This window comes from Albidovulum sp. (assembly GCF_049646345.1).
GTDB lineage: Bacteria > Pseudomonadota > Alphaproteobacteria > Rhodobacterales > Rhodobacteraceae > Albidovulum.
In genome coordinates this window covers 1-4,967 of the sequence record NZ_JBARVQ010000556.1, presented here as the reverse complement: position 1 = coordinate 4,967, position 4,967 = coordinate 1, and the positions used below count along the sequence as shown (strand labels likewise).

The following is a 4,967-nucleotide window of genomic DNA, read 5'->3' as shown; positions in this document are numbered from 1 at the left end:
TACGCCTGACCATCGGTGCGGCAGAGACGGGCACCTATGGCTATCTGCATCTGGGTGGCGGGTTGCAGGTGCCCGAACGGCTGGGCGCGCGCGGCGCGCATCTGGCGGCAGGCATCGGCGGGCCGGTTCAGGCGGGGGATACCCTGCCGGTCGGCGCGGATAAATGGCCCGGTGAGGTGGGCATGAAACTGCCCCGCGATGACCGCTTCGATGGCGGCCCTATCCGCCTCGTGCCCAGCCTGCAGACCGCCTTTTTCCCCGCCGCAGAAATCGACCTCTTCCAGACCACCCCCTTCCGCCGCGATACGCGCGGCAACCGCATGGGCGTGCGCATCCTGCCCGAGGGCGTGGGCTTTCACACCGAAGCCGGGCTGACGGTTCTCTCGGAAGTGATCGTGCCCGGCGATGTGCAGATTACCGGCGACGGCACGCCTTTCGTATTGCTCAGCGAATGCCAGACCACCGGCGGCTATCCCCGCATCGGCTCTGTTCTGCCCGCCGATCTGCCCCGCGTGGCGCAGGCCCGCCCCGGTGCGGAACTGCGGTTCCGCTTCGTGACCATGGACGAGGCCGTGGCCATCGAGCGGCGCGAGGCTGAATCCCGTCACACGCTCCGGTCGCGGATCACGCCGCTGATCCGCCAGCCCGGCGACATTGCCGATCTTTTGTCCTATCAATTGGTGGGCGGCGTCACTGCGGGCGACGATCTGGAGAGGGGAAACGAATGACACGTGTCGATCTCAATGCCGATATGGGCGAAAGCTTTGGCCCTTGGACGATGGGCGATGACCTTGCCCTTCTGGATATCGTGACCTCGGCCAATATCGCCTGCGGCTTTCACGCGGGCGACCCGGATGTGATGGCGCGGACCATGGCAGCGGCCCAAGCGCGCGGTGTCGGCATCGGGGCGCATCCGGGCTTTGCCGATCTTCAAGGCTTCGGTCGTCAGCGGATGAAGCTGGCCGCGGAGAGCCTTGCCAACCTGATCCGCTATCAGGTCGGTGCGGCCCTTGCGATGGCGGGTACAGTGGGCGGTGCGGTGCGGCATGTAAAGCTGCACGGGGCGATGGCCAATATGGCGGCCGAGGACAAGGCAATGGCGCTGACCTGCTACCGCGCGGCCTTGTCGGTTGCACCCGACGCGATCATCATGGTTCTGGCCGGAACCGCGCAGCAGGCCGCCGTGGCGGAACTCGGTTGCCGCGCGGCCTGCGAGATTTTCGCCGACCGCGCCTATAACGACGACGCGACGCTTGTAGATCGCAGCCTGCCGGGCGCCGTGATCCATGATGCGGCGCGCGCGGCGCAGCGAATGGTGGAAATGGTTCAGGCCGGGGCGATCATCACCGAAAGCGGCAAGCGCATCCCGACCCGCATCGACACGATCTGCCTGCATGGCGATACAGCCGAAGCGGTCGAGATCGCCCGCGCGACACGGGGTGCGCTGGAAGCGGCGGGCATTGCCGTCGCGCAGTTCGACGGGGTGAAGCTGTAGCAATCCTTGGCGCTTCGGCCTCTTTGATATCCGTTGAGGCAAAATACTGGCCATGCTGCGAGACAGTGTTGTTCCGGATTGTGCCTGTTGTGGACCTTGGCGGGTGTTCCCAATCGCCCGGAAACAAGCGCGACGCGCGCCGGGCGAGCGCCTGCCCGGTTTGTGTCGCGCATGCGGCAACGACAACAAAGCCCCGCAAAGCGGACCAACACGGTTTCGCGACACGGCCAATACACAGAACTACCTACACTTCCGTCGAAATCGCAACGCCCCGCTCTTCTGCGATCCGTACGGCGGCGCTGGCGACGGCGAGGTCCTGGAGGCCGACGCCGGTTCCGTCGAAGAGGGTGATCTGGTCGTCGGATTGCCGGCCTTCGGCGAGGCCGGCGATGACCGCGCCGATGGGGGTGATGTTCTCCGCCAGGATCAACCCGGCGGCCACGGAATGCTGTGCCTCGCCGATGGTCACGGACTGCGCGACCTCGTCGGTGAAGACGCGCGCGCGGGCCAAAAGCGCGGGCTCCACCTCCTGCTTGCCGATCGTATCGGTCCCCATGCAGGCCAGATGCGTGCCGGGGCTGACATGGGCCGACAGAAGTGATGCGGCGGGCGAGGAGGTGATGGTGACAATCACATCGGCCTCAACCATCCGCTCTAGCGGCACCGCCTCGAAGGGCAGGCCCAGCTCCGCCGCGACCTCGCCGAGTTTCGGCAGCATGTCCGGGTGGTAGTTCCAGGCGATGACCTTGTCGAAGTCGCGGACATTGGCGGCGGCGCGCAGCTGGAACCCCGCCTGATGCCCGGCGCCGACCATGCCCAGCACTTTGGCATCCTTGTGCGCCAGCCGGTCGATGGAAATGGCCGAGGCGGCAGCGGTCCGAAGCGCGGTCAGAAGGTTGCCGCCGACCATCGCGGTGGGCCGCCCCGTCTCGGGATCGAAGAGGAAGACCGAGGACTGGTGGTTGATCATCCCCTTCGCGGCATTGCCGGGGAAATAGCCCCCGGCCTTCACCCCCATCACACCGCCCGCGCGGTCGAGGCCGGACTTGAACCCGTATTGCCGCCCCTCACCCAAAGCCTCGCGGATGACGGGGAAGTTATAGGCCTCACCCCGCGCCATGGCGGCAAAGCAGGCCTCGATGGCGGCGAAGGCATCGTCGGGGGTGACGAGCCCGGCGATCAGGTTTTCGGGGACGATGAGCATGTAAAGCCTTTCCTGAGACGGCGCCCGCTTTGTCGGGACGGATGCCATACGCGTGCCAGACGGATGCGGGACGGGGTCAATACGCCTTGCCGCGCGCTGAAATCGGCCAGACCGTTTCCACCTTGCCGTTCCGGACGCCGACATACCAGTCATGGACATTACAGGTCGGGTCGCAATGGCCGGGGACAAGGCGCAGCTTGTCATTGACCTTCAGGGCCCCGTTCGGGTCCTCAACCACGCCATGTTCGTCCGAGCATTTGATGTATTTCACATCCGTCCGGCCATAGACGAACGGCAAGCCGCTATCGACGGACTGCGCCTTGAGACCCGCATCCACGATGGCCTTGTCGGCCTTGGCATGGCTCATCACCGAGGTCAGGATGAAAAGCGCGTTTTCCCACTCGCCCTGATCGATCCGCTTGCCGTTTTCGTCAAGGATGCGACCGTAATCTGCATCCATGAAGGCGTAGGAGCCGCATTGAAGTTCGTTGTAAACCCCTGAATTGCTTTCGAAATAATAGCTGCCTGTGCCGCCGCCAGAGACCAGCTCGGGCTCCAGCCCGTTGGCCTTCAGCCCCTGAACCGCGTCCTTGACCATGGCGATGGCGGTATCGAGTTTCGCCTTGCGGTCCTCGTATTTGTCCATGTGCTGCATCGCGCCCTGATAGGCCTGGATGCCGGTGAACCTCAGCCCCGGCGCCGCATCGACGGCCTTGGCGATGGCGACCACGTCCTGCGTCGTCGTCACCCCGCAGCGCCCTGCGCCGCAGTCGATCTCGATAAAGACCTCAAGCTCGGTGTCATGCTTCTGAGCCGCCGCCGAGAGGTCGGCCACGTTGTCCAGATCGTCAACACAGACAAGGATCCGGCTGCCCAGCTTCGGCAACCGCGCCAGCCGGTCGATCTTGGCCGGATCGCGCACCTGATTGGAGACGAGCACGTCCCTGATACCGCCCCGGACAAAGACCTCGGCCTCGCTAACCTTCTGACAACACACACCAATCGCGCCGCCAAGGCTTTCCTGAAGCTTCTGGACGTCCACTGACTTGTGCATCTTGCCATGGCTGCGGTGGCGCATGCCGTGGGCTTTCGCATAGTCGCCCATCTTCTTGACGTTGCGCTCCAGCGCGTCGAGGTCGAGGATCAGGCAGGGCGTCTGGATATCGGCCTCGTCCATGCCCGGCTTGGCGGGGATGTCGTAGCCGACTTCGAAATTCGCGTAACGGTCCTGAGCGTTCATTTTCTACTCCTTACCCCTGCATCCAGGGCAGCTTGTCCAGATCGACATTGCCGCCGGTGATGATCACCCCGACGCGCTTGCCTTTGAAAAAATCCTTGTTCTTCAGGATGATGGCGAGCGGCACGGCGCTTGAGGGCTCCATCACCACCCGCAGATGCTTCCATGTCAGTTTCATCGCCTCGATGATCTCGGCATCCGAAGCGGTGAAGATCTCGCTGACATGGGTTTTCACGAAATGCCAGGTCAGGTCCTTAAGCGGCACCAGAAGCCCGTCGGCCACGGTCTTTGGCGCGTCATCGGCGATGATGTGCCCGGCCTTGAAACTGCGACAGGCGTCGTCGGCCTGTTCCGGTTCGGCGGCGATGACTTTGGTTTCGGGGGCGAGCGTCGAGAGCGTCAGGCAGGTGCCCGAGATCATGCCGCCGCCGCCGATCGGGGCGACGACCATGTCCAGCCTGTCGGTCTGTTCGATCAGTTCTTTCGAACAGGTCCCCTGACCGGCTATCACGCGGGGATCGTTATAGGGATGGACGAAATCGCCGCCGCTCTCGGCCTGTACGCGTACGAAAACCTCCTCGCGGGACGATGTCGAGGGGTCGCATTCGGTGATCCGCCCACCATAGCGGCGCACCGTGTCCTTCTTGGCCTGCGGCGCGGTGCGCGGCATCACCACATTGCAGGGAATGCCGCGCAGCATTGCCGCGTAGGAAAGGCAAGACGCATGGTTGCCGCTGGAATGCGTTGCCACCCCGGCTTTCGCCTGTTCGTCGCTGAGGCCAAAGACCGCATTGGTAGCGCCCCGCACCTTGAAGGCGCCGGGTTCCTGAAAGTTCTCGCATTTGAAGAATAGCTCGCAACCCGCCAGCTCGTTCAGATAGTCCGATGTGCGGATCGGCGTGCGCCGGATATAGGGGCGGATCCGGTCATGGGCGTCCAGCATGGACTGATAGGTCGGGATGATCATGGCCAGCTCCTTCCCCTCAGGCGGCGGCTCGGGCGGCTTCGCCCGCAGTCTGGCGGTAGTAGTC

5 protein-coding genes are annotated in these 4,967 nt (G+C 64.2%); 2 read left to right on the top strand and 3 right to left on the bottom strand.

Annotated features, from left to right (window positions below):
* A partial coding sequence (locus WBB85_RS14355) for a biotin-dependent carboxyltransferase family protein (protein WP_432639288.1) occupies nucleotides 1–728 on the top strand: 728 nt, incomplete at its 5' end.
* Nucleotides 725–1,495, top strand: a complete 771-nt coding sequence (locus tag WBB85_RS14350; protein ID WP_432639287.1) for a LamB/YcsF family protein — start codon at nucleotides 725–727, stop codon at nucleotides 1,493–1,495. The genes WBB85_RS14355 and WBB85_RS14350, both read left to right, overlap by 4 nt.
* Nucleotides 1,496–1,739: 244 nt before the next feature.
* Here WBB85_RS14350 and bhcD read toward each other — a convergent pair whose 3' ends face one another.
* The 3 genes from bhcD to bhcB form a co-directional block, all read right to left on the bottom strand.
* Nucleotides 1,740–2,699, bottom strand: coding sequence for an iminosuccinate reductase BhcD (gene bhcD, locus WBB85_RS14345; RefSeq protein ID WP_432639285.1), 960 nt, complete (start codon nucleotides 2,697–2,699; stop codon nucleotides 1,740–1,742).
* A 76-nt stretch (nucleotides 2,700–2,775) separates the two neighbouring features.
* Nucleotides 2,776–3,939, bottom strand: coding sequence for a 3-hydroxy-D-aspartate aldolase BhcC (gene bhcC / locus WBB85_RS14340; protein ID WP_432639284.1), 1,164 nt, complete (start codon nucleotides 3,937–3,939; stop codon nucleotides 2,776–2,778).
* A 10-nt stretch (nucleotides 3,940–3,949) separates the two neighbouring features.
* Nucleotides 3,950–4,903: a beta-hydroxyaspartate dehydratase BhcB gene (bhcB, locus tag WBB85_RS14335; RefSeq protein ID WP_432639289.1), complete on the bottom strand. Its 954-nt coding sequence runs from the start codon at nucleotides 4,901–4,903 to the stop codon at nucleotides 3,950–3,952.
* Nucleotides 4,904–4,967 lie beyond the last annotated feature (64 nt).

Bases quoted from the DNA above. Each gene is read 5' to 3' on its own strand.
- WBB85_RS14350 (WP_432639287.1), top strand. From the start codon at position 725: ATGACACGTGTCGATCTCAATGCCGATATGGGCGAAAGCTTTGGCCCT.
- bhcD (WP_432639285.1), bottom strand. From the start codon at position 2,699: ATGCTCATCGTCCCCGAAAACCTGATCGCCGGGCTCGTCACCCCCGAC.
- bhcC (WP_432639284.1), bottom strand. From the start codon at position 3,939: ATGAACGCTCAGGACCGTTACGCGAATTTCGAAGTCGGCTACGACATC.
- bhcB (WP_432639289.1), bottom strand. From the start codon at position 4,903: ATGATCATCCCGACCTATCAGTCCATGCTGGACGCCCATGACCGGATC.